Origin of the sequence: Paenibacillus oryziterrae (assembly GCF_042610485.1) — a bacterium.
Classification (GTDB): domain Bacteria; phylum Bacillota; class Bacilli; order Paenibacillales; family Paenibacillaceae; genus Paenibacillus_AQ.
The window spans coordinates 22373-46843 of the sequence record NZ_JBGJZO010000003.1 but is presented as its reverse complement, the minus strand read 5'-3'; the positions used below and the strand labels follow the sequence as shown (position 1 = coordinate 46843).

Below are 24471 nucleotides of genomic sequence, written 5' to 3'. Positions count from 1 at the left end.
ACCGGACAATCCGTTCTCCGAGATTTAGTGTTACTTTCTATTCATGCAGCGCATCGCGCAAACGGCTGGACATCATAGAGCCTTGACCCGCTTTCAGGGCTGCTTTTCTTAAGGCATGATTGCTGCGAACCGCTTCTGTCAAATCAGCCAGCATATCTGTCAGCAATGCCTGTACCTCAGGTATAAGCTTCCCCTCCTGCATTAAATTGTCCATCTGTGTTCTATACTCATTCAGCTTCTCACTCAAATGATTACTTCCTCTCTGTTATTTCTCATAAGCTATATTATAACATTTCCCGGACAAATAAGGTTCTATTTGCTTCCCGTCATCTTTTGCTGGATTGAGCGGCGGGGTGTGTGATACGCTTGGAGAGTTGTTTTTGAATAAGATGTACACAAAGATATGCTTAGCAACAACGGTCATAACTTCGGTGAATATTTGGACTTACGGCCGCTGTTGTCTTCAGATTTCTCGATTAACCGCCTCAGCGGTTGAAATCCGAAGACAAAGGCGGACGCTCACGCTCCTCCAGTTCCAAAATTCCCCTACGCTATTCCCTTCTGCTAACCAATTAACTTACACACATCTTATATATCATTATTGTTTGAAGAAGAAAGGACCGATGGACAGTGGCACAGTTGTTTTACAAGTACGGGGCAATGAATAGCGGCAAATCCATTGAAATACTCAAGGTTGCGCATAATTATGAGGAACAGGGCAAATCGGTGCTGATCTTCACCCCATCGATTGACAACCGGGACGAGGTCGGATTTATCTCCTCCAGAATCGGTCTTCGCAAGCAGGCCATCCCTGTCGACGAGAATACAGACATTTACGGCATCGTGAGCAGCAGCGTACCGAAGCCACATTGTGTATTAATTGACGAATGCCAGTTTCTGAGCAAGGACTGCATTCTGCAGCTGGTCCGGATTGTGGATGAGCTGAATATACCTGTTATGGCTTTCGGTCTTAAAAATGATTTTCAGAACAATCTCTTTGAGGGCAGCAAATATATGCTCATCTATGCCGATAAAATCGAAGAAATGAAGACCATCTGCTGGTTCTGCGAGCGCAAAGCCATCATGGCACTCCGGGTAGAGAACGGCAAACCCGTGTACAGCGGCAAGCAAATCCAGATTGGCGGGAACGAGGCTTACTATCCTGTCTGCCGTAAATGTCATAAGAATCCGTCATTGTAAACACAGAAAGCATTCCAAAGCCGGTAAATCGGCAGGAATGCTTTTTTTTATAAATTATATATAAGTACTCTTTTCAATTATTGCAAATAACGCTCCATCAGCACATTCCAATGATGTTGTTCATGCCCGATCAACACACATACCTGTGCACGCACAGAAATGGGATTACCATTTACCGTTCCGGTTAAAGTCCATGAATCCTCCTGCACAGTTGCTACAAGGGCAAGGGTTGATTCACGCACCAGACCGTATTGCTTCAACAACTCTTCCAGAGTGTAGCGGTCGAAATCACCGGCAGCCACGTAATCGTTCTCCTCATAGCCGGCGAGAGGTGTCTGATCCCCCCGGAGAACGCGCAGCAAGCGATACGACATGATCCGGTCATTGTCTGTCAGATGGCCAATCATCTGCTTAATGCTCCACTTCTCCGCCGCATAACGATAGTTCCCTTGCTCCTCGCTCAGTGCTGCCAAAAAAGCAAAAAACCGTTCCGATTGTTCCCTGAAAATGCTGTACAAGTCCCCTTCTTGCGGAACCAAATCCACATAGGCAGCCTGGTATTCCATATACTCGCTTCTCTCCGGACGCTGAAACGTCATAGACCTCACTCCTCCTATATTTTTCAAGAAATATTTGGTGAAAAGTGTCATTTCTCGTTGTTGTATTTTATTCCATTAGGTATACTATTTGCAAGATTAAGAATAAATTAATCGGTCACCGGGAGTGTATGCAGTTGGATTTTGTGTTATTTGTGCTTTTTTCGGTATTGGAATCATTCGCAATGTTCTATTTAGTATTCAAGACTTTTAAAATCGATGTGTACCCGTTAGAAATTTTGTTCAGCGGATTCATCATGGCTTTTTTCTCTTTTGTATTACGGAACGTCTACGGATGGGTCCAGGTTGATATTATTGTTCAATTTTTTCTGGTTTTTTGCTTTCTCTGGCTACTGTTCAAAATTCATATTTTTTATGCGATTATCATGACTGGTTTGGGTTATCAGGCTTACATGCTCATACAATCCTTAATCTTTCTGGCGATGAGCCAGGCAGGGGTGTTCTCGCTTAATAACTCCTATATGTCTTATCTGCTGCAGTTTCTAAGTGCTGGAATGACCATTGGGATCGCCAATTATTTAGCTAAGAAGAGAAAGGGCTTCGATTTCATTCCTGACAAACCCCGGGGGAAGATACATATTAACAAACGGGAAAAGATTCTATTCGCCTTGACCCTGCCTTCAATCTTGATAATCCTTTCAACATTCTATTTCGCTACTCATTTCATTCGTTTCTTTACTGTAATACCTTTCCTGTATGCTGTCGTGCTTTATGTATACCTATACCATTCTTATAAAAAGGATCGCGGTGAGCATGAACACTTTAGCCTATAAAATCGCCCTAATGATTAAAAGAGCAAATCCGGAGCAGACACATTCCGTAGAAGTTATGAACTATGCTCTGGGTATCATCCTCAACACCATGTTTATCATTGTTATATCAGGTCTAATCGGGTTAATAACAGGCGCGTGGCATGAAACTATGCTGTTTCTGTGCGCTTTTTCAATACTTCGCTTATGCTCAGGCGGGTTTCATATGAAGACTGCCCGGGCTTGCAACGTCATTTCCATCTTATTGTGTACGATTACCCCTTATTTCTCATCATTACTCGACGAAACAGTCTTTGGAATCAATCTGTTCTGTCTCACCGCCATGATTCTATTCGCCCCTCAGCCAGATATACACTCACAAATTCCGAAAAAGCTTTATCCGACACTCAAAATACTTTCAGTCCTCTTGGTCGGCTCCAATTTTGTACTAAACTCTTCTGTCATCGGGCTGGCATTTCTAGCACAGTCCTTAACAGTAATCTTTGCAAAAAGGGAGGAAAGATCATGAAAAAGGCAATGGCTAAACATGCATCATCAGCACTTGCAGCATCAGCACGTTTTTTCGCCTCTGTAATGAAACTGGTACTTCACAGTCCAGAAATCCCAGAAGAATTGCATAAGTAATCGTACAAGGACGGGGAAAACATGCGTGTTCTATTGAAAGACGGTTCCTCCCGGGACATCCGGCAGGAAGATATATTGTATTTCTCAAACTATAAAAATACGATATTCGTCCATACGAAAGAAGGCGAATTTGTTTTCCCTACTACTCTCTCTGATCTGTACACAGCCTATGGGAGTAAGGGATTCGAGCGCCTCGACCGCAGCAATGTTGTCAATGTCCTTAATATTGAGAGCTATGATGCATTGCGGAAGATCATTTTTTTTAATAACGGAACACAATTCACCACTGTGTCCGAGTCTAATGAACACCGGGTCGAATACTATTTGTCTGTCCGCAATAAGAAAGCATCGGAGGAGTTATAAGAGATAAATAAACTTCAATATAATACCATTAATGAGAATAATATATATTTATTTCAGGGATCGATATTATGACATATTATCCATCGTATGTAAAGGTAAATTCAGAGGATGAACGGGAGGAGACAGAGCGCCCTTCAAATGGTACCATTTGGAAAGGATGTATATTGCCAATACTTTTACAGTCACATGGAGGGAACAAATGAATTATCATTTTCATCCTTCGCCTCGCCCCTCTTCACTCGAAACTTTGAACAACGATCAATTATTGAACATCTATGAACTGGCGGTACAGGCTAAGGCATCAGAAGATTTTATTCAAATCATTGAAAGCGTTTTGGTGAAAAGAAACATTGAATTACCTGAAGCGAACCCGGTTGATTCGAACAATCCTTTGGATGAGGAAGACTACAGTTAACGAGTAACCCCTTGCTTTAGAGTTTCTTTACATATGTATGTGAAGTATTCTAATTTTCGAAAGGCAGAAGCTGTTTCTGTCTTTTTATTTTGTTGAAATTATTACATTCGGCGAGCACCGTTGTCGTTAAGCCAAAAAGCCGGAGCAGATTTTCTGCCCCGGCTTTACTTGGTTTCTCTGCTATTTCATTTCCAAAGCTGCTTCTTTCTCCATACTTACCTTCTCCAGCATCGACACCGCTTTTTTGTTAGGCATGAACATAATCACGATAAATGCCAAGACTGCTAAAATGGCTGTAAAAATATATGCATTGCTGATGCCGATGATTGACGATTCTTGAATTAGCTGAGTTTTCGACAGCACAGCACCGGATTGCATTAGCTCGGCCGCATGATTATTGGCACTGGTTGTCATAATTGTAACGACAAGTGCAGTTCCGATAGCACCTGCGACTTGACGAACTGTATTCGTCACAGCTGAACCGTGTGTATTTAAGCGTTTGGGAAGTGTATTCAGCCCCGCAGCGGTGATAGGCATCGTCAGAAATGAAAAACCGATTCGTAAGATAATGGTTCTGATCATCAAATAGGTATAACCTGTCGTAACACTCAGATGGGTAACTCCCCATACGGCAGGGATAACAAAAATCAGACCTACCAGAGCCAATGGTTTAGCGCCGAACTTATCAAATAACCGCCCGGTTACTGGTGACATCAATGCATTGATTAATGCACCAGGCAGCAACAGTAAGCCTGTATCGAGCACACTATACCCTCTGCTTGACTGCAAATACATGGGAAGTAGAATCAAATCTGCATACATAACCACCGTTGCCATAATATTAATGACCGCTGTGATGGTGAACATCCGGTTCTTAAATACACGCAGATCCAGCATAGGGTCCTTGGAAGTAAGCTGACGCCGGCAGAAAAGCATAGTAAAGATAAGGCCGCCAATTAGAAACGACAGGACCTCCGGGCTCGCCCAACCGTTTTTACCCGCACTGCTAAACCCGTACAGCATACCCCCAAACCCAACCGTAGATAAGACTATACCAACAAGGTCCGGTTTGGCCGAAGAGGTCTCTGAGACATTAACAAGATATTTGATAGACAACCCGATCACAATAACGACTAGCGGGAACATTCCCATAAATATATACCGCCACGAAAAATGCTCGATGATAAGTCCTGCCAAGGTCGGACCAATCGCCGGTGCAAAGATCATCACAAGCCCAATCAATCCCATGGCAGTTCCACGGCCTTCTGCGGGAAAGACCACAAGTACAACCATCATCAATAATGGCATAATAATCCCGGCACCTGCAGCCTGAATCAGACGGCCTGTCAATAAAACAGGAAAGCTTGGAGCCACAATATTAATAAAAGTTCCCAACAGCAGAAGAGCCATGGAACTGATGAACAACTGACGTGTAGAAAAACGTTTCATCAAAAAGGCAGTCACCGGTATTAATATACCGTTCACCAGCATAAATCCAGTCGATAACCACTGTACAGTTGTGGCCGAAATTTCGAATTGCTTCATTAATTCCGGTAAAGCCACATTCAGTATTGTCTGATTCAAAACAGATAAAAATGACCCTAATAGCAATACGAAGAGGAGAATCCCTTTTTTAACTTGCTGATCCGATTGAGGCATGTTTCTGTACACGTTCCTTTCACACTTTTATCTATTTGACATGACGTCTATTAATTGATACGGTGTCAATGAAATAAATACTATCACGCCCTCGCTAAATATGACCATTTACAATTTCATAAGTAGTGTAAACTAATCGACAATGCATAACATATCTGTTGTATTAAGCGCAAATTATAGTCAAAGGATTGAGGAAATGTCTAATATCAAAAGCGTAAAGGTGGATCCTCGAATTATTCGCACCAAGAGAATGTTTAAAGAAGCTCTCATTTCTTTGCTCGAAGAACCTGATGAACACGCTAAACTAACGGTCCAAAGTATTGCTGATCGCGCAGAGCTTAACCGTGCAACCTTCTATTTGCATTATAAGGATATCGAGGATCTCATGGAGCAGATGATCGATGAGATTTTTGAGGAGATGTATAACAAGATCACACCCATGCCCGTCAACAATAAGACTGCGGAAAAAGGATTTCCGGAACCGCGGTCCCGACTCATCTCATTCCTGGACCATATTCATGAGCACGCTGGTCTCTTCCGGGTAATGCTGGAGAATAAAGATTTCCGAAACAGAGTTTTTCGGATGCTCTTAGATATCGTGAAGCTCTGGGGGGAAGACCGAAAGGGACGCGGTCGCTCATTCCGTGTACCGAACGAGATTATTGCCTCTTCTACGCTTGGCATCGTCTCATGGTGGCTGCAGGAAGGTATATCGTATAGTTCGGAATACTTGGCTGAACAGATTGTGAAGATGATCTAGAAATCAAAAAAGACAAGCCTCAGTAGATAAGAGGCTTGTCTTTTCATTACACAATATTGATGTGTGTTTTGTGATGTACCATGTTCCCTGGCTTACCACAGATTTCGCATAGTCCAAACACTGATTGTATGTACGCATTCTTCCTCTTACGCCAGCGAGCACTCTTGTAAAACTTTTTTGCTGCTCCTGTATGTTGTAGCATTATGTATCCACTCTCAATTATTAGTTCATGAGAAACCTAATCCATATGAATATGATATAACTTAGTCCTAATACAAAAGGCGCAAAGTGAAGTGATTAATTCACTAAATAACATAGGTTTCACCAAATAAAATAAAAAAACTCCACAATAAAGTGGAGTTTAGAGACCTATTTTCGAGATTTATTGTTGTTCAATTTTAACAATAATGTTTCCTGTTGTTGTATATACAATAGATCCATTATGAGCCGCTGCATCATAAAAAAGTCCTGAAATATAGTTTAATAATGCAGCCCTTAAAGAGAATCCGATCCCCATAAATTTACCTGTTGACTGGACTGCTGGATTTGGAACTTGGAATGATTTTACCGTAATATAGGTTCCTGTAGAAGCAGCAAGTGTTGCTTCTACCTTAAAAGCTTTTCCATACATCAAACTTTCTTCTGAGTTGTAGTAAGTGTAAGTACCAGCTTTGACTCCAAAGATGTTTTTGTAAGAATAAGTTCCACCACTTTTACCTCTTGGAGACGATGCTTTCGATGTACTACTTGCTGCAACCACCTTATTGTCTAGATAGTGAGACAGAGATAAAAAAATACTGACGATGAGGACAACGGCGAGAAACATTTTGACGGTTTTCATTGATAAAACCTCCTTATAATGGATGCCGTTATTATCATTTTCTTATCTTAATGCATTATATTCAGCAAGTCCCATTTAGGCAACGGCGGAAGAAATAAAAATGAAAAGAAATTAATAGATAGGGGAAGTAATTAATACCAGCCCTATTTACTTTGGGTGAAAAATTGTCTTCCTTGATTTTATCTGTGATTGCCCCAATATGTTCCTGTGTATCCCTTAGTTTTTCTTCGAGTTGCTTAAATGCTCTGGTGTACTGGAACGTGAATAGCATTGCCTTGTCACCAGTAAACTTATTGACATAGCAAAGCATTGCCGATCCATTTGGAACATAGGTTCTCTCTTCAATTCAATTCATAATGAAATTGAAAATCTACTTCGAAAAGAACTTACTGGACAAAATTGAATTTTTATAAGAGGTCTGTTAAAGACCTCTTTTTGATAAAACATGAGTTCTATGCGGTTAGATAGATAAAGATGGGTGTAAAGAGAGGGTTCGCATATCAAAAAAGCCACTCCAGCGTGGGGAGTGACTTAAAAACCGAGTGTTGCTTTCACATAATCATTCATGCATAAATAATTATCTTTATTAGATCTGAAGGTATCTCGTTCTACTTCTTCTTTAGTTTTACCATCATGTTTACTTGGAATAACTACATGAAAAGGATCAATAAGTACTATTTTTGAAATTGCTTTTGGTTCTGGATTTGAAATTGTCTCCATTACACTAAAAACTCTTACTTGCTTAGGTATTCCCATAGCATCAACTAAGTTACTTTTAATGAAGAGCAAACTGGCTGGAAACGGGTCAATGTATAATTTAAGACATTCCTCAATTTTTTTGTTATTAAATTCTACTTCTCCTGCATTTGGAGTATCAAAAATATTTGGATTATCAAATATATCATAGATACTAGTTTTAATAGATTCACTAGTTGTTTCACTTATAAAGTTAGTAAACATATAAATCATGTGATCTTTTTGATTTTTTTACATCTACATTCAAAAATTCAATAGTTGGAGTGTTTTCAGAAAGTTGCTTCTTTAATTTTCCTTTGCTCTTTCCAGAAATAATAAATCCTTCGCTTTCAAATTTATTCTAAGCAAGCTTGTCGAAACATCCTTTGGGGCGAAACGAATTTCTAAAATCGATTTTAGACATAGGATTCGCGATATTCTTTGATAATTTCCTCATTATCCATAGGAGTTGATTGTCCCTGTTTATATGCCTTCTTCCATGCTTCATCCTGATGACTACGATCCACTAATTTATGTATTAGGTATGCCATAATTTGGAACACGTTCATTTACTTTTATTAGATATGGAAATAGGTTATAGTCGATTAAAAAGGAGTGAAATCAATGTCTAACAATAATCTTACAGTCCAGCAAATGGCATCAGAAAACATCGAACGTATTGAAGCAGACAACCAATATAAAGCCTCTGTAATCAATTCTGCAATCGCAAACAACTCACGCTTTACAGAGATAACCGCTTTAGGATTGGAAGACCTTGCAGGCGTTGCTCAAGCTTACAAAACTGGTGCAATTACATCTGAAGAGGAAATGAACGAGCAGATGAGGATTTATCTAGAAGAGTACACTGTAAATTTGATAAATATGTTAAAAGTTAATCTTTAGATATATAACTAATAAATAATTTTTTGAGCCTACATTTGAAACCACCGAGTATTTCCCGCGTTCTTGGATGTACTTAATGTAATTCCTGATATGACCTGATTGGACTTGCTTTACATCAGCTATCTGAAATTGCTTTTGTAAATAAACGCTTAATAACTTAAGTGTTTGTTCATAACTTCTTAGTGTCTTCTTTGCCAAGTTACGCGAAGCACAATAAAGCATGAAATTGTCGATCTGAAATTCAAAATCAGTCATAAAAAAATTCATCCCTCCATTGGTTTTTACCGCAACCAATAAAGGAATGAATTTATACACTCACTAAGAAAAAGTTAATTGGCTTAAACTGCCCAAAAAGAAATTTATAGGCAAAATCGATTTAGCCTGATCACACTCCCAGCACCATTAAATCGCTTACCTATCCTACTCCTTACCCTTTCAAGAAACCTTATGCTCAATCCGCAGCTTATCCGCTACCATGGCAATAAATTCCGAGTTAGTGGGCTTGGATTTGGAGATATTAATGGTATAGCCGAACAGGTGGGAGATGCTGTCGATGTTGCCACGTGTCCAGGCCACTTCTATGGCATGACGAATGGCGCGTTCCACACGCGAAGGCGTAGTCTTGAATTTCTCGGCAATCGCCGGGTACAGGGTCTTGGTAATGGCTCCGAGGATCTCAATATTGTTGTAGACCATCGTGATGGCTTCCCGCAAATATTGGTAGCCCTTGATATGGGCCGGAACGCCGATTTCATGAATGATGCTGGTGATATTGGCGTCAAGGTTCTTACCCTTGGCAATCGGAACCACATTAGACTTCTGCGAAGTGTAATTATTCATGTTCGAGGATGCAGTCACGCTGGACTGGTTACCCACCAATTGACGCACACGGTTGGCCAGAACTTCCATATCGAACGGTTTAAGAATATAGTATGCAGCCCCGAGTTGAACCGCTCTTTGAGTAATATTCTCCTGTCCGAAAGCGGTCAGCATAATAATCTTGGGCATTGGATTCAGATCAAGATCACGCAGCCGTTCAAGAACACCTAATCCGTCAAGGTGAGGCATGATGATATCAAGGATGAGAACATCTGGGATCTTACGGGCAGTGCTCAGCATATGAAGCACTTCTTCCCCATTGTACGCTATGCCTGTTACTGACATATCTTCTTGCTCGGAAATGTATTCAGCTAGCAAATTCGTGAACTCCCGGTTGTCATCGGCCAACAACACTTCAATATTCTGCACTGGCTGCTTCCTCCTTAAATTCTTCGCGATTATGGTTTATATTACCATCACTTCATGCTCCTTTATAGTTTCGACATGCAGTTCGCAATTCCTTCTGTCGAATTTTATTTTTCTTTATTTTTTTTCGGACTTGAATTATAATTAAATATTTCGCCTTAAGATTCGATTTCATTCAACTTCCTTCGACAAAAAATCTTAAGGCTAAACCGCCTTAAGATTTGGAGGAAGAATATTGGATTGTGCTACACCGGAGTCTTGAAGCATCCATTCAATGAAGCAGCCATACCCCGACTTGGGATCGTTAACAAATACATGTGTTACCGCACCGACTAGTCGGCCATCCTGCACAATCGGACTTCCGCTCATGCCTTGTACAATCCCTCCGGTCTTATCAATCAGCCGTGAATCGGTAATGCGCAGAACCAAACCTTTAGTTGCAGGCTCTTCCTGACGCGCTACATGGATGATCTCAACATTAAACCGTTCTACCTGCTGTCCGTCAACAACTGTTAGAATTTGAGCAGGGCCTTCTTTGACTTCGCTTCCCATTGCAACAGGAATAGGCTTTTGGTAAAGACTGTGATCCGGATTACGTGTCATTTTGCCGAATATTCCGAATTCTGTATTGCTTTCTACATTCCCCAGAACTTGGCTCTCTTTAAGAAAAGTAGCCCGCTTCTCACCTGGATCTCCATCCTGGCTTTTAGAAATGGAAGTTACATTGGATTGGATAATTTGCCCGCTGCCGACAACAATCGGCGTACCGGTGTTCATATCCGTAATAACATGCCCAAGTGCTCCATATACACCTTGATCCGGAGCATAGAAGGTCAGAGTGCCCACACCAGCGGCGGAATCACGAATGTACAGACCAAGCCGCCATACTTTATCATTGCGGTCATACGCCGGCTTTAACTTCGCAATCCGCTCTTTCCCTCCACGTTTGAAGGTGATGGATAAGAACGTATCGGTCTTGCCTGCATGTTCCACAAGCTCTGCAACTTTGGATACTTCATCCAGCTTCACACCGTCAATGGCGGTCATGAGATCACCCGGCAGCAAGCCGCTGTTCTCTCCAGGTGAAATTTTGGAACCCTGTGATACCTCGACCAAGTGATGGCCTACAATTAGTACACCTGCCGATTTAACCTTAACACCAATCGTTTGGCCGCCCGGAATGACTTTCAGCTCCGGATCAATACTGCCGCGGACGGGACTGACATGATCTTCAACAGTCGCCGGTTCTACAGCGATTTGATTCAGATCGAGTGGCGAGGCTGAGCTGCGGACCGTTCCCGTTACACCTGATAAACCAAGAAAGAAGGCAAGTAAAAGACCGGGCATTATTTTCCTGAGGTTCGGCTTCAATGGCTGTCACGCTCCCTTTAGCTTCTTTCGCTTGACGAAAAAGGTGGTCGCCAATTGCGTACCTATAAGATAACCTTGCCCCAAGGCTTTTATTACTGTCAATCATTGTCCCGGCTAGCTTGCGGCTGCCTTGCTGGCCTCCGCCAAATTGAGCATTTCCTGTGCGTGGTGCAGTGTCTTCTCCGTGATTTCTACGCCTCCGAGCATTCGGGCCAGCTCCATAACCCGGCCTTCATCTGACAGGGATTCCACTTCCGTCATGGTTCTGCCTGCTTCAACCTTCTTACGGATCAGGTACTGATGGTCGGCCATACAGGCCACCTGCGGTAGGTGGGTAATGGAGAACACCTGACAAGAGGAGGACAGCTTGTACAGTTTGTCGGCAATAGACTGTGCAGCGCGGCCGCTGACCCCTGTATCCACTTCATCAAAGATGAGCACAGGAATATCATCGTGGCGCGCGAAGATGCTCTTCATCGCCAGCATGATCCGTGAGAGCTCCCCGCCGGAGGCGATTTTGCCAAGTGGTCTTAAAGGTTCGCCCGGGTTCGGGGAGATCATAAACTCGGCACTGTCGATTCCCTGGCGGCTTAGACGGATTCTCCGGCCTTGATATTCGATACCCCGCGGATCTTCCGTTATCTCCAGCTTCACCTGCAAAGACGTCCGTTCCATCTGAAGATCTTTAAGCTCCACCTCCACCTGCCTTGCCAAATCCACTGCACATTGCTGCCGTGCGTCACTAAGGTTCCCCGCCGCCTCCATTAAGACGCCAAGCAAGCCATCACGCTTCACGGTCAGCTTCTCCAGATACTCATCCTTGTTCTCAAGCAAATCAGTCTCCCTGTAGATCTGATTATAATACTCAAGAATCTGCTCAATGCTATCCCCGTATTTGCGGCGCAGGCCTGTGATCAGATCCAGACGGTTCTCAATATCCTCCAGGCGCGCAGGATTAAATTCAATTTCTTCGCGGTAATCGCGTAGCTGAAAAGCCGCATCCTCGAGCTGATAATAGGAGGACTGCAACTGCTCCAATATAGGTTTCAAGCCTTTTTCATCATAACGTACGGCATCTTCAAGCTTCGAGATCACCTTGCCAATGGACTCCAGCCCTTGACGGTCGTAGAGCAGCTCATATGAACCCGATACCGACTCCATCATTTTCTCGCTGTGGGATAGTTTTACCCTTTCTTCGGAAAGTAATTCATCTTCTCCCGGTTTTAAAGCAGCAGCTGAAATTTCCTCCAGTTGAAAACGGTATAAATCCAGCATTTGATAGCTTTTTTGGCTAGAATCCTGGAGTTCCCGCAGCTCACGTTCTACCTTGGCGAACTCTGAATACCGTTCCTGATAAACCGCTTTAAGGGGCCCGACCAGCTCTTCCCCATATGTATCGAGAAGTCCCAGATGCCGTTCCGGCTTCAGAAGATTCTGGTGCTCATGCTGTCCGTGAATATTAACCAACTGCTCGCCGATTTCACGCAGCATGCTGAGATTGACGAGTTGACCGTTAACCCGGGAAATGCTTTTTCCCTGTGAAGTCAGTTCCCGCCGGATAACGAGATGCTCGTCCTTATCTGCACGGATGCCGAGACGCTCCAGCGTCTCCCATACCGGATGGTTGTTCTGTAGTCCAAAAAGCGCTTCCATCTCTGCTTTCTCGCATCCATAGCGGATGGAATCAGCAGAGCCGCGGCCTCCCGCAATTAACCCCAGAGCATCGATAATAATCGATTTACCGGCACCTGTCTCCCCCGTTAGTACATGAAATCCGGGATAAAATTGCACATCCACCGCCTCGACTACCGCGAGGTTGCGGATTGATAATGTTTCAAGCACGAATAAGACACCTCCGGAAAGATGATAATCAAATCTATTAGAATCAGGAGATATAGCCCATGATTTGTGAAATCACATTTTTGCTGTCTTCCGGCTGGCGGCAAATGATCAGAATTGTATCGTCACCCGAGATCGTACCCATAATTTGCGGCCAATCGATGTTATCGATAAGTGCTGCAACGGAATTCGCTGTACCCGGCAGGCACTTCATTACAACCAGATTTCCGGAGAAATCGATTTGGACAAAATTATCCACCAGCACACGCTTCAGCTTCTGGGTCGGATTATAACGCTGGTCCGTTGGAAGCGAATATTTATATCTTCCGTCATCCATGGGCACCTTGATCAACAGCAGTTCCTTAATATCCCGTGAAACTGTTGCTTGTGTTACTTGAAATCCGGCTTCACGCAGCTTGTCCACCAGTTCATCCTGCGTTTCGATGTCCTGCTGGTTAATAATTTCACGAATTTTGATATGCCTTTGTCCCTTCATTGTTGCCTCCCGTAATATAAAAATGTACTAATCGGATTCACCGTCGTCCTTGCCGAGCCTGATTACATTTATTTTCCCCGATGCGGTATTCACATACAATACTCCACCGCATTCCGGATACAGCAGCAGGTAAGGAAGAAGCGTGTCGCGGATTGCGCTTCCCGTTAATTCCACCTGTTTGCGGGGTCTTTCAAGAATGACCAGATACAATAAACCTTCGTCTGCGGCAGCGACATAATCAATATATAAACGGCTGAAGAGCGCCGCACCGTTCACATTGAAAGACAGCGGTATTCTCAGCTTGCCGCCAATTACCTCATAACCGCCCGCCTCCAGTAAATCAATGGCCGGGTTAGGGATAATCACTTTATTAATGGGTATGTTGTGCTTCATAAATGAACGAGGAGAGCTCTGCAGCCATACATAAATCCGGTATATGAGCCAAATGCACAGTACTGCCCCAATCAATACCATCACCATCTTGTCAGAGTTCCCGGCCATAAACGATCACCTCGGTGATTTATTCGCGCCTTTTCACCGCAAATCCTTCTTCCTGTAGCAAAAGAAACTCATCGACGCGATGAGTTTCCATGAGTTGAATTGGCGTTAAAGGTCGATGAGGCTTCTTTGACAACAGCTTCGGATACTTCTGCAATGTGCTGCAAAGTCTCTGGAGGTATTGCAGCTTCTCCGGCTGCACCTTCCGCTTCAGCACCATCAGAATTCTCCAGCCTCCAGTGAACCAGAAATTCGATATTGCCTTCCCCGCCGGTAATCGGAGAAAAGGTGAGGTCCTTCAGTATATATCCCAGCCCTGCCGCCATGGTTAATACGTTCATTAGAACTTCCTTATGAACCGCGGGTTCACGTACAACTCCGGATTTACCTACCTTTTCACGGCCTGCCTCAAACTGGGGTTTGATCAAAGCGGCGATATCTGCCGGACGCTGCAGCAATGCCTTAAGCGGCGGCAAGATAATTTTCAGGGAAATAAAGGACACGTCAATGCTGGCGAAATCCGGAGCGGGTCCAGTTAAATCCGGAGGAGTCATATACCGGAAATTCGTGCGTTCCATTACACAGACACGTTCATGATTCCGCAGGGACCAGTCCAACTGGTTGTAGCCAACATCAATCGCATATACATAATTAATTCCGTTCTGGAGCGCACAATCCGTAAACCCTCCGGTTGAGGCACCGATATCCAGCATGTTCCTGCCAGTAAGGTCAATGCCGAAATGGCGCAGCGCCTTCTCCAGCTTCAGTCCACCCCGGCTGACATACGGATGCACTGACCCTTTAACCTTCAGCACTGAGCTGCGCGGCACCTTCATACCCGCTTTCTCGATCCGCTCTTCGTCAGCCAGGACCAAACCCGCCATAATGGCAGCCTTAGCTTTCTCCCGGCTTTCATAATATCCCTGCTCTACGAGCAATACATCAATCCGTTCTTTACGGTGTTCCATGGTCATCTCCTGAATGTTGAATAAAGTCCCGCTTAGTACTGCCTCCGCTGCTCTTAGGAGGAGGTCGTAGTCTTGCCGTATGTGAATGAGCTTAATGACTTCATAGCCTTGATCTGCGAGCATATCGCTTCCAGCGTCAGACCCGACTCTTGACGTTGTTCTTTAATCGATCCATGCTCCACAAAAACATCCGGAACCCCCATAAGATGTACTCTTGTGTCATACAGTTCATGTTCTGCATAGAACTCCAGCACAGCGCTGCCGAGGCTTCCGGCTTGACTAGCCTCTTCAAGAACAATCATACTGGTTCCGGCATGAGCCAGATCAAGCAGCATGGTATTGTCCATTGGTTTCAGGAACCGTGCATTGACTACACCGACCTGAATACCTTCTCGTTTCAGAACCTCAGCTGCTTCCTCCGCCAGTTGAACCATCGAGCCACAGGCTACAATAGCATATTCATCACCCGCGCGAAGCTGCTCCCACGAGCCGATAGGCAGACTGCGAAGCTCTTGATCGAGAGCGACCCCGGTGCCATTGATCCGTGGATAGCGGTAAGCAATCGGACCGTCATTGTAATCAAGCGCCGTCTTCATCATATGACGCAGTTCATTCTCGTCTTTAGGCATCATCAGTACGATATTAGGAATATGGCGCATAAAAGCGATATCATATACACCTTGATGTGTCTCTCCATCCGCACCGACAAAACCAGCTCGGTCAATGGCGAACATTACATTTGCGTTATGGCGGCATATATCATGGACGATCTGATCATAGGCACGTTGCATAAAGGTTGAATACACAGCATAGACCGGTTTCATTCCTTCCATCGCAAGTGCCGCGCACAGTGTGGCCGCATGCTGCTCAGCAATCCCTACATCAATCATCCGATCCGGGAATTCCTTAGCGAACGGGAACAGACCGGAACCGCCCGGCATTGCCGGTGTTACAGCAACGATTCTTTTATCTTCTCGTCCAAGCTCGATCAAAGTCTGGCCGAACACTTCCGTATACATCGGATTGCCGACCGCTTTAAGCACCTGTCCGGATTCAATTTTATAAGGTGTAATACCATGCCATTTGTACGAATCCGCTTCTGCCGGCTGATAGCCCTTACCTTTGGTTGTAAGCACATGAACGAGTACAGGACCCGCCACATTATCCGCCTGGTGGAAGGTATCGATAACCTTTTGAAGATCATGCCCGTCAACAGGCCCAAGATATGTAAAACCCAGCTCTTCAAAAAGCACTCCCGGCACCATCATATATTTAAGACTGTCCTTCACCCGTTCAGCGGTCTTGGCCAATCGGCCTCCGATCGCCGGAATCTTCCGGATCAGTCCCTCAACTTCATCTTTAGCACGCAAATAATGACGGTCTGAACGAATTTTACTGAGATAGTTATGCATGGCTCCTACATTGGGTGCTATGGACATCTCATTATCATTCAGGATAACCATCAGCTTGCGTTTCTCGTGACCGATATGATTTAGCGCTTCAAAAGCCATTCCGCCCGTAAGAGCGCCATCACCGATCACGGCGATGACCTTGTTGTCTTCGCCTTTCAAATCACGGGCCATTGCCATTCCCATGGCCGCTGAAAGCGAAGTACTGCTATGTCCGGCTTCCCAGACATCATGTTCACTTTCAGTACGTTTTACAAATCCGCAGAGGCCGCCTTGTTTGCGAAGAGAATCGAAACGGTCCATCCGTCCGGTCAGAATCTTGTGGACGTATGCCTGATGGCCTACGTCATATATCATTTTATCCCGTGGACTGTCATAGCAGTAATGCAAGGCCAGCGTGAGCTCCACTACTCCAAGGTTAGATGCCAGATGCCCTCCAGTCACAGACAGCTTCTCAATCAAAAACCGGCGAATCTCCTCCGCTAGAGTAGTCAGTTCTTCGACCGACAATGATTTTAGTTGCTTAGGGTCATTTATTTGTGGAAGCAGCACGTGGTTTCCCCGCTTTCCTAGATGTTATAGAATAATTATTCGACAGATTACTGAATATAAAAACCATTATAACACAAACGAAACGGCTGTCGAAATACAGCCGCTCCTGAAACGATCTATTAAAGTGTTTCGGGTGATTGAACTTGTAACCCACTACCGGGTTTAATGATCACGCATCATCAGGTAATCGGCGATCTCCAGAAGACGCGAGCTGTCTTGGAAGCCGCCATCCCTAACTGCACTTACGGCAATCTGTGTTAGTCGCTCGACTTCCTGCCTGGAAGCTTCCAGTCCGATAAAATATGGATAAGTCACTTTCTGTTGAACGAGGTCACTGCCTGTTTTTTTGCCAAGCTTCTGTTCGTCGCCCACAAGATCAAGAATATCATCCTGAATTTGAAAAGCCAATCCAATTTGGGTTCCAAAAATTCTCAGCGCCTCCAGCTGCTCCACGCTCGCTCCGGCGATCCTGCCACCTGCCAGCAGAGAGAACACGATCAGGTCACCCGTCTTGTGCAGGTGAATATAACGAAGCTGCTCCAGGGCAGTCAGCCCCTGCTCACCTTCCATATCCGCTACCTGCCCGCCTACCATTCCTCTGGGACCAGCCATCTCGGCCAGATCTTCAACGATAGACAGGACGCATTCCGCAGGAATACCGTATTGACGTGAAGTCTGGACCACACTGTAGAAGGCATGGGTTAAAAGTGCATCTCCCGCAAGAATTGCCGCAGCTTCTCCAAATACTTTGTGATTTGTCAGCTTGCCCCTGCGATAGTCATCATTATCCATGGCCGGCAGATCATCATGAATCAAAGAATAGGTATGTACCATTTCAATGGCACAGGCCACGGGAAGAGCTGCCTCACGCTGTCCGCCAAGTGCTTCACAAGCTGCGATGACGAGAAGGGGCCTCATCCGTTTCCCTCCGGCCATAAGCGAGTACTTCATGGACTCCCGCAGGCTCTGAGGCACCTCCCACTTGTCCGGAAACAGGTTCTGCAGCTTCTCAGCGACTACTGTGCTTACCTCTGTAATATATTGCTCCAGCGGCACACGGAGCATTCCGTCCGCAGGGCCGCTTTGAAGCTCATGATCAGAACGGCTCATCGGTATCCCCTTCCAGCTTGGCACCGAACGGTTTCTTCCGAAGCTCACCATCTTCAGCAGTAATCATCTCAATCTTGCGCTCTACCTGCTCCAGCTTGCTTCCGCACAGCTGTGACAGCTTCATACCCTGCTGAAACAAATCAATGGCTTTCTCCAGAGGCACATCACCGTGCTCCAGCTCACGTACGATTTCCTCGAGCTGGTTCATGGCTCCCTCAAAATCAAGTTCTACTTTCTTTGACATTGTCTTCGCCCTCCTCCTTCATTCCATAGATCTGGCAGTCGAGCTGTCCTTCATTAAGCTTGACTACAATAAGATCACCGATCTGAACATCATTCAGTGATTTAACAAGATGCTCTTCTTTCTCATCATAAACGAGGCTGTAGCCTCTCGACATTACTTTAAGTGGGCTAAGCGCATCCAACTGGCGCATCTCCGTCACTAGGCGGGATATCTTCTCTTGCAAGCGCATCTGCATGGCATTTAGCAGCTCGCGGTGCAGGCTCTCGCTGCGGCGGCGTGCGGCGATGACACCCTCACGCGGTGTAAACCGCTGAAGGGTGTGATGCAGCACGGCCTGGCGCTCACGCGCCCGGCTGAGCCGCGCGAGGCTTGCGGCGCTAAGCCGCCGCTGCAGCATGTCCAGTCTCTGGGCATGCTGCAGCAGGTACCGGCGCGGGTTCACCAGCACCGGAGACCGCTCCAGCGCAGACAGCCGCTGACGCCCATGCTGGGCGCGACGGGACAGGGCCTGGCGCAGCCGGCCCTTTAACTGCTGCAACTGAGCTGATAGCTCCGCAGCATGCGGAACAGCCAGCTCAGCTGCTGCAGTAGGTGTTGCCGCACGAAGGTCGGCAACAAAATCGGCAATTGTGAAATCCGTCTCGTGGCCCACGGCCGAAATGACCGGAATTCTGGACTCCGCAATGGCACGTGCCACAGGTTCCTCATTGAACGCCCATAACTCCTCAAGGGAACCGCCGCCGCGGCCTACAATCAGCACATCAGCTTCACCCAGGTTGTTCATGGCCTTAATCGCCTTTACGATGGAAGCAGCTGCTCCAGTCCCTTGAACCACCACGGGATAGAGCAGAATGGCTACCTGAGGAAAACGCCGCTGAAGCGTAATCATTATATCCCTTACGGCCGCTCCCGTAGGAGACGTTATGACACCAATCGAACGGGGGAAGCGAGGCAGTGGACGTTTTCGGCTCTCTGCGAACAGACCCTCCTGCTCCAGCTTGCTCTTCAGCTGCTCATAAGCCAGATAAAGACTGCCGATCCCGTCCGGCTGCATATGGGTGGCATAGAACTGGTACTGCCCGTCCCGTTCATATACCGTTACATTCCCTCTCGCAATTACCCTTGCGCCTTCCTTCGGCACAAAAGGCAGCCGCTGATTGTGGGATGTGAACATAATCGCCTTAATGCGGCTGCTCTCATCCTTCAACGTGAAATACATATGTCCGCTGCCGTGGTGTGTGAAATTAGAGATTTCACCGCGAATCCATACATCGGACAATAAGACATCCGAATCCAGCTTCATGCGGATATAGCGGTTAAGTTCTTTGATGGAATATACCTGTTTCTCCGCGCGCATCGGCTCTACCTATTCCAGTCCACGGCGGCGCTTGGCTGCGATCAGTGTATTACTCATGAGCATGGTAATGGTCATCGGCCCTACTCCGCCCGGTACTGGCGTAATAAATCCTGCGACTTCCATAGCACTTTCGTAATCTACATCACCGGCAAGTTTGCCGCTATCGAGACGGTTCATACCGACATCAATCACGATGGCTCCCGGTTTCACATAAGAGGCATCAATAAAGTTAGCCCGTCCAATCGCTACGACCAGGATATCCGCTTGAAGGCAGAGCTCTGCCATGTTGGCTGTTCGGGAATGACACATCGTTACAGTTGCATTCTCCCGCTGTAGCAGAAGGGATACTGGTTTGCCGACGATATTACTGCGGCCGATAACCACAGCGTGCTTACCGGAAATTTCCGTTCCGGTCCGTTTAATTAATTCGATCACACCCGCAGGGGTGCAGGGAAGCAGACTGTCATCGCCTATAACCAGATTGCCGACATTCACCGGATGGAAGCCGTCTACATCCTTCTCCACCGCAATGGCGTTTATAACGGCCTTCTCGTCAATATGCTTAGGCAGTGGGAGCTGCACAAGGATGCCGTCAATTTCATGACGGCTGTTCAAATCATCGATCATGGCCAGCAGTTCTTCCTGAGAAGTGGAAGCAGACAGCCTGTGCACCTCGGAATGGAAGCCCAGACTAATGCAGGACTTCTCCTTATTACGCACATACACCTGTGATGCAGGGTCTTCTCCAACCAGAACTACAGCAAGGCCGGGCTGCTCTCCTCGCTCTGCAAGCTGTGCAACCTCCCGGGCAATGCCGATACGAATTTCATCCGATACTTGTTTACCGCTGATGATTGCTGCTGTCATGACAGACCTCTCCCCTTTGTGTGTCTATATAAGTTGAGCTTGATTCTAATTGCCTAGATGGTCGTGGCTCCGGTGAATGTTTGGACTTCCGGCCGCTGTTGTCTCCTGATTTCTTGAATTAATCCGCTTATCGCGGATGAAATCATGAGACAGCTAATGCTTCCGATGCGAGCTTTCCTACGGAAAGCTTTCGGGCGGTCGCTGCCGCTCCTACAGCTCCAAAATTCCCCTCCTCCACTTCCTCAAGGCTATACCTTTATCTCAACTCAACTTATATTTTAATTTTTTACTATTATGAATGACTCTCCTTGATCGTGTCCAGCTCCTGGATCATTTTTCCTAGTACACCGTTCACGAATTTACCGGAATCCTCGGTTCCAAAATGCTTAGCCAGGTCAATGGCTTCGTTGACTGCAACCTTCGCAGGCACATCACCGGCCGAAAAAATCATCTCGTAAGTGGCAAGGCGCAGAATCTGGCGGTCTACCCGCGACAGACGGCTCATCTGCCATCCTTTCAAGTAATGCTCCAGAATATCGTCGATCGCAACCTTGTGCTCCCAGATTCCGTTCACATGTGCAACAACGTATTCCTTCAGTTGGGTTTCGTCCGTAATCACCTGTTCTGTTTCGTTCTGGTCTGAAGCCTCTTCTAGCAACGTTTCCACCGCATCTGCGCTCTCCACTTCATTCATTTCCATTTGATACAGGCTCTGCACAATAATTTCCCTTGCTATCCGTCTTTTCATCATTTCCTCCTACAAATTAGATCGAAGTCGACCTTCTTAATATTTCTTATATTTCAAAAAAAACCGCGATCTTTTCTTCCAGGGCATCAAAAAAATACAACACAGAAATCCTGCTCCGGAAGAAAAGCTATCGCGGTTCATTTAAACGGACGCCACCGGCCTGACAACCGCTGAACCCAATCTTCCCATTGGAAAAGAGGGGCTTGCGCATTATCTTTCCTTTTGCCGAACGTATATCCGATGAACACTACCAGTGCAAAGAACAGCATATCCCAAAAACCGCTAAACAAGTAAATCAATCCGAGAAGGATTCCAAAGGCCACTCCGGCAATTCTGCCTCCGTGACTTCCCCATACATCTTTCCAGTACATCTGGGAAATTCACCTCTATTCCACTCGACTTTTAAAACTTGGAGACTGGGTAAGATTGGCAATATATACCGATACGTCAGCCACCGGAATCCCGGTCGTTTCCTGCACAAAATCATGCACCTGGCGTTGTACCTCTGTGGTCAGCAGCGGCAGGGAATGCTCCCCGTCTACAACAGCGCGGATCATGATTTCAAGTCCAGCCTGCGAGACGCGGATACGGGACTTCAAATCCCTGATCCCTTTAACCTTGCCAGCAGCTTTCAAACTGAGATTCTCAATCGTTTCCATGGATATTTGAATGTCTCCATACTCCGTACGCTGATCCACCGATGGCATTGAAGCCCGGTCGCGGCGCAGGGAAATATAGAAGAAACGGATGCTAAGCAGAAATAAAATAACGGCAGTAACAATAGCAGCAATATAAACGGCGGGTCCATTCTCGATTTCCAAATCCTCAGGAATCACACCACTTAACAGGAGGATGGCTATAACAGAGAGTATTCCAATACTCAGGCTGTAGATAAACAGCAAAAGTCTGTCCAAAATTTTGGCCACGAGTCTCGAAGGCCTCCTTAAATTAGAGTAAACCCTCGACTTTGATGTCGGGGGTTTGGTATTCCTTAGGGGTTGTTATTTCACGCGAAGGAAGGCATCACTTTCATCGGCTTTTTCCGCGTTTCTGAACTGCACATCATGGATGTGTACGTTCACTTCCACCACAGTAAGTCCTGTCATCGTCTCGATGGAGCGTTTGACGTTGCGTTGGATTTCTGCAGCTACCTCCGGCAGACGGTTTCCGTATTCAATAATAACGGAGACATCAACCGCAGCTTCGCGTTGGCCTACTTCAACCTTAACTCCCTTGGAAAGGTTCTTCCGTCCCAGAAGCTCGACAATTCCTCCGGCGAATCCACCGCTCATACCGGCTACACCCTTAACCTCAACAGTCGCCAGCCCAGCAATAATTTCGATCACTTCTGGAGCGATCTGAATTTCACCGATTTCCGTCCGTTCGTATTCCGTCGGCAATGTACTCATCTTGGACCCCACACCCTTCAACAAAAAGTTGTTATGATTATCAAGCAGCGAGAGCACGTCTCTTATTAAACATACTATATCATTTGCTGTACTTTATGACAAACAAAGTAAGCAGCACTTAAATTTCGTACTCTTCAAGGAATTTAATATCAAAATCCCCGTCCAGGAACACCGGATGCTCAAGCAATTTCTGGTGGAACGGGATGGTTGTATGAATCCCTTCCACAGCAAATTCGGCTAATGCGCGTTTCATCTTGGCAATGGCTTCCTGGCGTGTTGGTGCCCAGACAATCAGCTTAGCGATCATGGAGTCGTAATATGGTGAAATCGTATAACCGGGGTATGCTGCACTGTCGACCCTCACACCAAGACCTCCTGGCGGAAGATAGAAGTTGATTTTGCCTGGTGAAGGCAAAAAGCCCCGTTCCGGGTCTTCAGCGTTAATCCGGCATTCCATGGACCAGCCTTTAATCACGATATCATCTTGTGTAAAGGACAGCGGATTACCTTCCGCGACCGAGATCATTTCCTTAATCAGGTCAACACCTGTTACCATTTCCGTTACCGGGTGCTCTACCTGAATGCGGGTATTCATCTCCATGAAATAAAACTTACCGTCCGGTCCAAGCAGAAACTCCAGAGTACCCGCGCCCGAATAATTCACAGCCAGCGCTGCGCGTATGGCGGCATCGCCCATAGCTTCACGAATATCCGGTGTCAGTACAGGACAAGGTGCTTCTTCCACCAGTTTCTGGCGACGGCGCTGCACAGAGCAGTCACGCTCGCCCAGGTGGACGACATTGCCATGTTTGTCGGCAATGATCTGAATCTCAACATGTTTCATACCGGTAAGGAATTTCTCCAGATAGACTCCGGCATTGCCGAATGCTTTCTGGGCTTCCTGCTGTGCGGCAGTAATCTGTTTCACAAGCGATTCTTCATCCTCGGCGATACGGATACCTTTACCCCCGCCTCCGGCTGTTGCCTTGACGATTATGGGATAACCAATTTCACGGCCAAGCATGACCGCTTCTTCCACATCTCCAACAATTCCGTCTGATCCCGGAATAACAGGAACTCCGGCCAGCTTCATGGTATCCTTCGCTACCGCTTTATCACCCATGCGGGTAATGGCATCCGGTGAAGGCCCGATGAAAATAATATTACAGGACTCGCAAATTTCTGCGAAATCGGCATTTTCAGCCAAAAAACCATACCCTGGATGTATAGCATCGCATTCCGTCAGGGTAGCGACGCTCATAATATTAGTAAAGTTGAGATAACTATCTTTCGCTAATGTCGGACCAATGCAGTAAGCCTCATCTGCCAGCCGGACATGCAAGGAATCCCGGTCAGGCTCCGAATACACGGCTACTGTGGAAATGCCCAGCTCACGGCAGGCCCTGATAATCCGGACCGCAATTTCGCCGCGGTTGGCGATCAGCACTTTTTGAATGTTCATGCTTTTCCT

At 45.9% G+C, this 24471-nt stretch carries 30 protein-coding genes; 8 read left to right on the top strand and 22 right to left on the bottom strand.

Annotated elements, in window-relative coordinates:
- Positions 1–37: 37 nt before the first annotated feature.
- Complete coding sequence (locus ACAN55_RS04855; RefSeq protein ID WP_379128881.1) at positions 38–247, bottom strand: Ni2+-binding GTPase; 210 nt, start codon at positions 245–247, stop codon at positions 38–40.
- Between the two features lie 383 nt (positions 248–630).
- Here ACAN55_RS04855 and ACAN55_RS04850 point away from each other — a divergent pair, with 383 nt between their 5' ends.
- The gene (locus tag ACAN55_RS04850) at positions 631–1200 is read left to right on the top strand and encodes a thymidine kinase (RefSeq protein WP_379128878.1); all 570 of its coding nucleotides are present in this window, start codon (positions 631–633) and stop codon (positions 1198–1200) included.
- Positions 1201–1277: 77 nt separating this feature from the next.
- Here ACAN55_RS04850 and ACAN55_RS04845 read toward each other — a convergent pair whose 3' ends face one another.
- Complete coding sequence (locus tag ACAN55_RS04845; protein ID WP_379128875.1) at positions 1278–1799, bottom strand: DinB family protein; 522 nt, start codon at positions 1797–1799, stop codon at positions 1278–1280.
- A gap of 128 nt (positions 1800–1927) precedes the next feature.
- On the opposite strand from ACAN55_RS04845, the gene ACAN55_RS04840 reads away from it, so the two are divergent.
- From ACAN55_RS04840 to ACAN55_RS04820, 5 genes are all read left to right on the top strand, one after another.
- Complete coding sequence (locus tag ACAN55_RS04840) at positions 1928–2590, top strand: hypothetical protein (protein ID WP_379128872.1); 663 nt, start codon at positions 1928–1930, stop codon at positions 2588–2590.
- Positions 2571–3095, top strand: a complete 525-nt coding sequence (locus ACAN55_RS04835) for an accessory gene regulator ArgB-like protein (protein ID WP_379128870.1) — start codon at positions 2571–2573, stop codon at positions 3093–3095. Before ACAN55_RS04840 ends, ACAN55_RS04835 begins: the two co-directional genes overlap by 20 nt.
- The gene (locus ACAN55_RS04830) at positions 3092–3211 is read left to right on the top strand and encodes a cyclic lactone autoinducer peptide (protein ID WP_379128868.1); all 120 of its coding nucleotides are present in this window, start codon (positions 3092–3094) and stop codon (positions 3209–3211) included. Before ACAN55_RS04835 ends, ACAN55_RS04830 begins: the two co-directional genes overlap by 4 nt.
- Positions 3212–3232: 21 nt before the next feature.
- The gene (locus ACAN55_RS04825) at positions 3233–3574 is read left to right on the top strand and encodes a LytTR family DNA-binding domain-containing protein (protein ID WP_379128866.1); all 342 of its coding nucleotides are present in this window, start codon (positions 3233–3235) and stop codon (positions 3572–3574) included.
- A 199-nt stretch (positions 3575–3773) separates the two neighbouring features.
- Positions 3774–3989, top strand: a complete 216-nt coding sequence (locus tag ACAN55_RS04820; RefSeq protein WP_379128863.1) for a sporulation histidine kinase inhibitor Sda — start codon at positions 3774–3776, stop codon at positions 3987–3989.
- A 180-nt stretch (positions 3990–4169) separates the two neighbouring features.
- On the opposite strand, the gene ACAN55_RS04815 is transcribed toward ACAN55_RS04820, so the two are convergent.
- Positions 4170–5648: a DHA2 family efflux MFS transporter permease subunit gene (locus ACAN55_RS04815; protein ID WP_379128860.1), complete on the bottom strand. Its 1479-nt coding sequence runs from the start codon at positions 5646–5648 to the stop codon at positions 4170–4172.
- A 250-nt stretch (positions 5649–5898) separates the two neighbouring features.
- Here ACAN55_RS04815 and ACAN55_RS04810 point away from each other — a divergent pair, with 250 nt between their 5' ends.
- Positions 5899–6408, top strand: a complete 510-nt coding sequence (locus ACAN55_RS04810; protein WP_379128857.1) for a TetR/AcrR family transcriptional regulator — start codon at positions 5899–5901, stop codon at positions 6406–6408.
- Positions 6409–6790: 382 nt separating this feature from the next.
- On the opposite strand, the gene ACAN55_RS04805 is transcribed toward ACAN55_RS04810, so the two are convergent.
- Positions 6791–7249 carry a hypothetical protein gene (locus ACAN55_RS04805; protein ID WP_379128854.1) on the bottom strand — a complete coding sequence of 153 codons (459 nt, stop codon included), beginning with the start codon at positions 7247–7249 and terminating at the stop codon, positions 6791–6793.
- 531 nt (positions 7250–7780) lie between these two features.
- The gene (locus ACAN55_RS04800; protein ID WP_379128851.1) at positions 7781–8209 is read right to left on the bottom strand and encodes a hypothetical protein; all 429 of its coding nucleotides are present in this window, start codon (positions 8207–8209) and stop codon (positions 7781–7783) included.
- A 399-nt stretch (positions 8210–8608) separates the two neighbouring features.
- Here ACAN55_RS04800 and ACAN55_RS04795 point away from each other — a divergent pair, with 399 nt between their 5' ends.
- Entirely contained in the window at positions 8609–8887 is a 279-nt protein-coding gene (locus tag ACAN55_RS04795; protein ID WP_379128848.1) for a hypothetical protein, read from the top strand.
- Here ACAN55_RS04795 and ACAN55_RS04790 read toward each other — a convergent pair.
- From ACAN55_RS04790 to accC, 17 genes are all read right to left on the bottom strand, one after another.
- Positions 8870–9109 (bottom strand): site-specific integrase, encoded by a 240-nt coding sequence (locus ACAN55_RS04790; protein ID WP_379129828.1) that lies wholly within the window; start codon positions 9107–9109, stop codon positions 8870–8872. The genes ACAN55_RS04795 and ACAN55_RS04790 overlap by 18 nt on opposite strands.
- Before the next feature lie 213 nt (positions 9110–9322).
- Positions 9323–10135 carry a sporulation transcription factor Spo0A gene (gene spo0A / locus ACAN55_RS04785; RefSeq protein WP_379128846.1) on the bottom strand — a complete coding sequence of 271 codons (813 nt, stop codon included), beginning with the start codon at positions 10133–10135 and terminating at the stop codon, positions 9323–9325.
- Between the two features lie 201 nt (positions 10136–10336).
- Positions 10337–11479 (bottom strand): SpoIVB peptidase, encoded by a 1143-nt coding sequence (gene spoIVB, locus ACAN55_RS04780; protein WP_379128843.1) that lies wholly within the window; start codon positions 11477–11479, stop codon positions 10337–10339.
- A 138-nt stretch (positions 11480–11617) separates the two neighbouring features.
- On the bottom strand, positions 11618–13345 hold the full coding sequence (recN, locus tag ACAN55_RS04775) for a DNA repair protein RecN (RefSeq protein ID WP_379128841.1): 1728 nt from the start codon (positions 13343–13345) through the stop codon (positions 11618–11620).
- Between the two features lie 43 nt (positions 13346–13388).
- Positions 13389–13838: a transcriptional regulator AhrC/ArgR gene (gene ahrC, locus ACAN55_RS04770; RefSeq protein WP_379128839.1), complete on the bottom strand. Its 450-nt coding sequence runs from the start codon at positions 13836–13838 to the stop codon at positions 13389–13391.
- Between the two features lie 27 nt (positions 13839–13865).
- Positions 13866–14318, bottom strand: a complete 453-nt coding sequence (locus ACAN55_RS04765; protein ID WP_379128836.1) for a hypothetical protein — start codon at positions 14316–14318, stop codon at positions 13866–13868.
- An 89-nt stretch (positions 14319–14407) separates the two neighbouring features.
- Complete coding sequence (locus ACAN55_RS04760) at positions 14408–15304, bottom strand: TlyA family RNA methyltransferase (protein ID WP_379128834.1); 897 nt, start codon at positions 15302–15304, stop codon at positions 14408–14410.
- Positions 15305–15357: 53 nt separating this feature from the next.
- A complete protein-coding gene (gene dxs / locus ACAN55_RS04755; protein WP_379128832.1) occupies positions 15358–17265 on the bottom strand; it encodes a 1-deoxy-D-xylulose-5-phosphate synthase in 1908 nt (635 codons plus the stop codon).
- A 162-nt stretch (positions 17266–17427) separates the two neighbouring features.
- Positions 17428–18375, bottom strand: coding sequence for a polyprenyl synthetase family protein (locus ACAN55_RS04750; RefSeq protein ID WP_379128829.1), 948 nt, complete (start codon positions 18373–18375; stop codon positions 17428–17430).
- Entirely contained in the window at positions 18362–18619 is a 258-nt protein-coding gene (gene xseB / locus ACAN55_RS04745) for an exodeoxyribonuclease VII small subunit (protein ID WP_379128825.1), read from the bottom strand. Before xseB ends, ACAN55_RS04750 begins: the two co-directional genes overlap by 14 nt.
- Positions 18597–19976: an exodeoxyribonuclease VII large subunit gene (gene xseA, locus ACAN55_RS04740; protein ID WP_379128822.1), complete on the bottom strand. Its 1380-nt coding sequence runs from the start codon at positions 19974–19976 to the stop codon at positions 18597–18599. Before xseA ends, xseB begins: the two co-directional genes overlap by 23 nt.
- A 9-nt stretch (positions 19977–19985) precedes the next feature.
- A complete protein-coding gene (gene folD / locus ACAN55_RS04735) occupies positions 19986–20843 on the bottom strand; it encodes a bifunctional methylenetetrahydrofolate dehydrogenase/methenyltetrahydrofolate cyclohydrolase FolD (protein WP_379128820.1) in 858 nt (285 codons plus the stop codon).
- Positions 20844–21135: 292 nt separating this feature from the next.
- Entirely contained in the window at positions 21136–21591 is a 456-nt protein-coding gene (nusB, locus tag ACAN55_RS04730; protein WP_379128817.1) for a transcription antitermination factor NusB, read from the bottom strand.
- A 137-nt stretch (positions 21592–21728) separates the two neighbouring features.
- Positions 21729–21962, bottom strand: coding sequence for a DUF2273 domain-containing protein (locus ACAN55_RS04725; protein WP_379128814.1), 234 nt, complete (start codon positions 21960–21962; stop codon positions 21729–21731).
- Positions 21963–21977: 15 nt separating this feature from the next.
- A complete protein-coding gene (gene amaP / locus ACAN55_RS04720) occupies positions 21978–22517 on the bottom strand; it encodes an alkaline shock response membrane anchor protein AmaP (protein ID WP_379128810.1) in 540 nt (179 codons plus the stop codon).
- 75 nt (positions 22518–22592) lie between these two features.
- Positions 22593–23000, bottom strand: coding sequence for an Asp23/Gls24 family envelope stress response protein (locus ACAN55_RS04715; RefSeq protein WP_379128808.1), 408 nt, complete (start codon positions 22998–23000; stop codon positions 22593–22595).
- A gap of 118 nt (positions 23001–23118) precedes the next feature.
- Positions 23119–24462 carry an acetyl-CoA carboxylase biotin carboxylase subunit gene (gene accC / locus ACAN55_RS04710; protein WP_379128806.1) on the bottom strand — a complete coding sequence of 448 codons (1344 nt, stop codon included), beginning with the start codon at positions 24460–24462 and terminating at the stop codon, positions 23119–23121.
- Positions 24463–24471: the final 9 nt, after the last annotated feature.

Excerpts from the sequence above, each read along its gene's own strand:
- ACAN55_RS04845 (WP_379128875.1), bottom strand. The coding sequence starts at position 1,799 with ATGACGTTTCAGCGTCCGGAGAGAAGCGAGTATATGGAATACCAGGCT.
- ACAN55_RS04840 (WP_379128872.1), top strand. The coding sequence starts at position 1,928 with ATGCAGTTGGATTTTGTGTTATTTGTGCTTTTTTCGGTATTGGAATCA.
- ACAN55_RS04835 (WP_379128870.1), top strand. The coding sequence starts at position 2,571 with ATGAACACTTTAGCCTATAAAATCGCCCTAATGATTAAAAGAGCAAAT.
- ACAN55_RS04830 (WP_379128868.1), top strand. The coding sequence starts at position 3,092 with ATGAAAAAGGCAATGGCTAAACATGCATCATCAGCACTTGCAGCATCA.
- ACAN55_RS04825 (WP_379128866.1), top strand. The coding sequence starts at position 3,233 with ATGCGTGTTCTATTGAAAGACGGTTCCTCCCGGGACATCCGGCAGGAA.
- ACAN55_RS04820 (WP_379128863.1), top strand. The coding sequence starts at position 3,774 with ATGAATTATCATTTTCATCCTTCGCCTCGCCCCTCTTCACTCGAAACT.
- ACAN55_RS04815 (WP_379128860.1), bottom strand. The coding sequence starts at position 5,648 with ATGCCTCAATCGGATCAGCAAGTTAAAAAAGGGATTCTCCTCTTCGTA.
- ACAN55_RS04810 (WP_379128857.1), top strand. The coding sequence starts at position 5,899 with ATGTTTAAAGAAGCTCTCATTTCTTTGCTCGAAGAACCTGATGAACAC.
- ACAN55_RS04805 (WP_379128854.1), bottom strand. The coding sequence starts at position 7,249 with ATGAAAACCGTCAAAATGTTTCTCGCCGTTGTCCTCATCGTCAGTATT.
- ACAN55_RS04800 (WP_379128851.1), bottom strand. The coding sequence starts at position 8,209 with ATGTTTACTAACTTTATAAGTGAAACAACTAGTGAATCTATTAAAACT.
- ACAN55_RS04795 (WP_379128848.1), top strand. The coding sequence starts at position 8,609 with ATGTCTAACAATAATCTTACAGTCCAGCAAATGGCATCAGAAAACATC.
- ACAN55_RS04790 (WP_379129828.1), bottom strand. The coding sequence starts at position 9,109 with ATGCTTTATTGTGCTTCGCGTAACTTGGCAAAGAAGACACTAAGAAGT.
- spoIVB (WP_379128843.1), bottom strand. The coding sequence starts at position 11,479 with ATGCCCGGTCTTTTACTTGCCTTCTTTCTTGGTTTATCAGGTGTAACG.
- ahrC (WP_379128839.1), bottom strand. The coding sequence starts at position 13,838 with ATGAAGGGACAAAGGCATATCAAAATTCGTGAAATTATTAACCAGCAG.
- ACAN55_RS04765 (WP_379128836.1), bottom strand. The coding sequence starts at position 14,318 with ATGGTGATGGTATTGATTGGGGCAGTACTGTGCATTTGGCTCATATAC.
- ACAN55_RS04760 (WP_379128834.1), bottom strand. The coding sequence starts at position 15,304 with ATGGAACACCGTAAAGAACGGATTGATGTATTGCTCGTAGAGCAGGGA.
- ACAN55_RS04750 (WP_379128829.1), bottom strand. The coding sequence starts at position 18,375 with ATGAGCCGTTCTGATCATGAGCTTCAAAGCGGCCCTGCGGACGGAATG.
- xseB (WP_379128825.1), bottom strand. The coding sequence starts at position 18,619 with ATGTCAAAGAAAGTAGAACTTGATTTTGAGGGAGCCATGAACCAGCTC.
- xseA (WP_379128822.1), bottom strand. The coding sequence starts at position 19,976 with ATGCGCGCGGAGAAACAGGTATATTCCATCAAAGAACTTAACCGCTAT.
- folD (WP_379128820.1), bottom strand. The coding sequence starts at position 20,843 with ATGACAGCAGCAATCATCAGCGGTAAACAAGTATCGGATGAAATTCGT.
- nusB (WP_379128817.1), bottom strand. The coding sequence starts at position 21,591 with ATGAAAAGACGGATAGCAAGGGAAATTATTGTGCAGAGCCTGTATCAA.
- ACAN55_RS04725 (WP_379128814.1), bottom strand. The coding sequence starts at position 21,962 with ATGTACTGGAAAGATGTATGGGGAAGTCACGGAGGCAGAATTGCCGGA.
- ACAN55_RS04715 (WP_379128808.1), bottom strand. The coding sequence starts at position 23,000 with ATGAGTACATTGCCGACGGAATACGAACGGACGGAAATCGGTGAAATT.
- accC (WP_379128806.1), bottom strand. The coding sequence starts at position 24,462 with ATGAACATTCAAAAAGTGCTGATCGCCAACCGCGGCGAAATTGCGGTC.